Source organism: Halomonas sp. 707D4, assembly GCF_024158685.1.
Classification (GTDB): domain Bacteria; phylum Pseudomonadota; class Gammaproteobacteria; order Pseudomonadales; family Halomonadaceae; genus Vreelandella.
Map to the genome: position 1 here is coordinate 1 of NZ_JAMZBD010000318.1, position 3,756 is coordinate 3,756.

The 3,756-nt window shown below is 65.8% G+C and carries 4 protein-coding genes; all 4 read right to left on the minus strand.

Translation table 11 applies throughout. The features are described from left to right. Positions 1-131: 131 nt before the first annotated feature. Entirely contained in the window at positions 132-1,274 is a 1,143-nt protein-coding gene (locus BIS11_RS12840) for an ABC transporter ATP-binding protein (protein ID WP_253424587.1), read from the minus strand. Between the two features lie 10 nt (positions 1,275-1,284). Further along, positions 1,285-2,133: a carbohydrate ABC transporter permease gene (locus BIS11_RS12845; protein ID WP_253424590.1), complete on the minus strand. Its 849-nt coding sequence runs from the start codon at positions 2,131-2,133 to the stop codon at positions 1,285-1,287. Positions 2,134-2,153: 20 nt separating this feature from the next. Next, positions 2,154-3,044 carry a carbohydrate ABC transporter permease gene (locus BIS11_RS12850; protein ID WP_253424593.1) on the minus strand — a complete coding sequence of 297 codons (891 nt, stop codon included), beginning with the start codon at positions 3,042-3,044 and terminating at the stop codon, positions 2,154-2,156. Positions 3,045-3,119: 75 nt separating this feature from the next. Beyond that, the coding region (locus BIS11_RS12855; protein ID WP_253586193.1) for an extracellular solute-binding protein at positions 3,120-3,756 on the minus strand (637 nt) is incomplete at its 5' end.

A 3,756-nucleotide genomic window follows, 5' to 3' on the forward strand; every position in this document is an offset into this window, starting at 1 on the left:
GCCCAGCGCCTGGCCAAGCTCGGTGGCCACGTCCACGTCCGGTAGCCACGCCTCTAGATGCGCGTGCAGCGTCTCTTCGGCGAGGACTTCGCTATCCACCAGCACGCCGTCGCAGTCGAAGATCACCGCCTTCATGGGGCGGCCTGCGGCGATACGCGGTTGTCCTGGCGGGTCAGGCTCGCCAGCGGGTGGGCCTCGAGGCTTTCGCAGGCCAGGCCGTCGACATCGAAGAGATGTGCCCGTCTTGCATCGAAACCAAAGCGCACCGGGTCGTGCACGCGGTAGGCGACGTCGCCGTCGGCCATCAGCGTGACGAGCCCGCCGTCGGTCTCGATGTAGAGCGATGTCTGCCCGCCGAGGCGCTCGAGCACCTGGATGGTGCCGCCAAGCGGCCCGGCGTCGTCCAGGCGCAGGTGCTCCGGGCGAATGCCGAGCTCGAGGGTGGCGGCCTGCTGCACGCGCGCGCCGTCCACCGGCACCACGCACTGGCCACCACTGGGCAGCGTCACGCGCACGCCTTCGGCCTCCAGACCGGCGACCTCCACGGCGAGGAAGTTCATCGTCGGCGAGCCGATGAAGCCTGCCACGAAGCGGTTGCGCGGGTGGTGGTAGAGCGCCATGGGCGAGCCCACCTGCTCGACCACGCCGTCGTGGAGCACGACGATCTTGTCCGCCATGGTCATCGCCTCGATCTGGTCGTGGGTGACGTAGATCATGGTGGCGTCGAGCTCCTCGTGGAGCCTGGCGAGTTCGATGCGCATCTGCACTCTGAGCGCGGCGTCCAGGTTGGAGAGCGGCTCGTCGAACAGGAAGATGCCAGGGTTGCGCACGATGGCGCGGCCGATGGCCACCCGCTGGCGCTGGCCGCCGGAGAGCGCCTTGGGCTTGCGCTCGAGCAGTGGCTCGAGCTGGAGGATCCTGGCCGCCTCCAGCACCTTGGCGCGGCGCTCGGCCTTGGGCACGCCTGCCAGGCGCATCGAGAAGCCCATGTTGTCCGCCACGCTCATGTGCGGGTAGAGCGCGTAGCTCTGGAACACCATCGCCAGGCCGCGGTCGGCGGGGCCGACGTCGTTCATGCGCTGACCGTCGATCAGGATGTCGCCCTCGCTTGCGCTCTCGAGCCCCGCGATCATGCGCATCAAGGTGGACTTGCCGCAGCCGGAGGGGCCGACGAACACCACGAACTCGCGATCCTCGACGTCGAGATCGATCCCCTTGATCACCTCGGTGTCGCCAAAGCGCTTGACGAGGTCGTGAAGCTGCAAAGTTGCCATTGAACACTCCTTACTTGACGGCGCCGAAGGTCAGCCCGCGAACCATCTGTTTTTGGGTCATCCAGCCGAGGATCAGGATGGGCGCGATCGCCATGGTCGAGGCCGCCGAGAGCTTGGCCCAGAAAAGCCCTTCGGGACTCGAGAACGAGGCGATGTAGGCGGTCAAGGGCGCCGCTTTCGACGAGGTCAGGTTGAGGCTCCAGAACGCCTCGTTCCAGCTCAGGATGACCGACAGAAGCCCGGTAGAGGCGATGCCGGGTAGGGTCAGCGGCAAAAGCAGATACCACACTTCCTGAAACGTCGAGGCACCGTCCATCCGCCCCGCTTCGAGGATGTCCCTGGGCATGTCCTTGAAGAAGGTGTAGAGCATCCAGACCACGATGGGCAGGTTCATCAGGGTGTAGACGAGGATCAGCCCGGTGCGGGTATCGAGAAGCCCGACGTCGCGAAAGATCAGGTAGATCGGCACCAGCACGCCGACCGGCGGCAGCATCTTGGTCGAGAGCATCCACAAGAGCGTCCCCTTGGTGCGCTTGGTGGGCAGAAACGCCATGGCGTAGGCCGAGGGGATGGCGATCAGAAGCGCCAGCAGGGTGGAACCGAAGGCCACCGCGACGCTGTTGAGCGCGAAGCGCGCGTAGCCCGAGCGCGCCTGTACCGCCTGATAGCTTTCGAGCGTGGGCGAGAAGATGAAGCTCGGGTCGGCGATGGCCGCGGTCTCGGTCTTGAAGCCGGTGAGCACCATCCACAGGATGGGAAAGAAGATGACGAAGGCGACGGACCAGGCCAGCAGCGTCAGCAGCAGCTGCTTGATCGGCAAGGCGTGCCTGGGTGCCATGGGTTGGCGCGACATTGACATGGGTGTGCTCCTCGAACGCCCTACTCTTCCAGATTCCGGGCGACCATGCGGACCAGAAAGATCGCCACGATGTTGGCCAGGATGATGGCCACGACGCCGCCGGCAGAGGCCACGCCGACATCGAAATCGAGCAGCGCGCGAATGTAGATGAGATACGCCAGGTTGGTGGTGGCAAGCCCCGGCCCGCCGGAGGTGGTGACGAAGATCTCGGCGAAGATCGTCAGCAAAAAGATCATCTCGATCATGATCACCACGCTGATCGCCCGCTTGAGGTGCGGCAGCGTGATGAAAAAGAAGATCGCCAGCGGCCCCGCGCCATCCATGCGCGCCGCCTCCACCTGATCCTCGTCCAGCGACTGAAGCGCGGTGAGCAGGATCAGAAGCGCAAAGGGCAGCCACTGCCAGGAGACGATGATCACGATCGAGGTCAGCGGGAAGTGGGAGAACCAGTCGACGGCGGGCAGGCCGAGCGACTGAAAGAGCCAGGCCAGCACCCCGCTTCCCGGGTGCATCATCATGTTCTTCCACACCAGGGCGCTGACCGTGGGCATGACGAAGAACGGCGAGATCGCCAGCACCCGGGCAATGCCCCGGCCCGGAAACTCCTGCTGGAACAGCACCGCCAGGAGCGTGCCGCCCACCACGGTGATGGCCAGCACCCAGCCGACCAGCAGCAGCGTATTGCCCATGGCGACCCACAGGGCGGGGTCGGTGAGCAGGTACTCGTAGTTCTCGAATCCGGCGAAGCCGGTCATGCCCGGCATCAGCAGGTTGTAGCGCTGCAGGGAGAACCACAGGGTCATCCCCAGCGGTATCAGCATCCATAAAAGCAGCAGGGTCACGGCGGGGGCCTGCAGCGACAGCGCCCTCAATCCCCCCACTTGGCGACCCGACGCGCGTGTTCTAGTCATGGCAATGTCCACGAAAGCAGTCGTGCTGAGAAAAGCATCGAGAACGCTCGCCCGTGGTGGCGGGCGAGCGCTGCATCAGTCGTTGTAGCCGGCGCGCTGCATGGTGCGCTCGGTGGCGCGCTGGGCGCTGTCGAGGGCCTGCTCCACGCTGGTGTCACCGGTGAGGGCGGCGGCGATGCTCTGGCCGACCTGGGTGCCGATGGCCTGGAACTCCGGAATGTTGACGATCTGCACGCCGGTATAGGGGTTGGGCTCGAGGGTCGAGTCGGTGGGGTCGGCGTTCTCGATGGCCTCGAGCACGAAGCCGGCGAAGGGCGCGGCCTGCTGGTACTGCTCGTTGGCGTAGGTCGATTCGCGCGTGCCGGGAGGGACACTGGTCCAGCCGTGGGTTTCGCCCACGAGTTCGATGTACTCCTTGGAGGTGGCCCAGGTGATGAAGGTCTGGGCGGCCTCCTTCTGCTCCGAGGAGGCGGGAATCGCCAGCGCCCAGGTCCACAGCCAGTGCGAGCCCTTGGGCGTCTCGGCGACCGGTGCCCGGGCGAAACCGAGGCTCTCGGCGACGCTCGACTCGTCCGGATCGAACAGCTTGCCGGCGGCGGAGGTGGCATCGACCCACATGGCGCAGTTGCCGCGGGCGAACAGCGCCAGGTTCTCGTTGAAACCGTTGGAGCTGCCCCCCGGCGGGCCGTAATTGCCGAGCAGATCCACGTAG

Bases quoted from the DNA above. Each gene is read 5' to 3' on its own strand.
- BIS11_RS12840 (WP_253424587.1), bottom strand. From the start codon at position 1,274: ATGGCAACTTTGCAGCTTCACGACCTCGTCAAGCGCTTTGGCGACACC.
- BIS11_RS12845 (WP_253424590.1), bottom strand. From the start codon at position 2,133: ATGTCAATGTCGCGCCAACCCATGGCACCCAGGCACGCCTTGCCGATC.
- BIS11_RS12850 (WP_253424593.1), bottom strand. From the start codon at position 3,044: ATGACTAGAACACGCGCGTCGGGTCGCCAAGTGGGGGGATTGAGGGCG.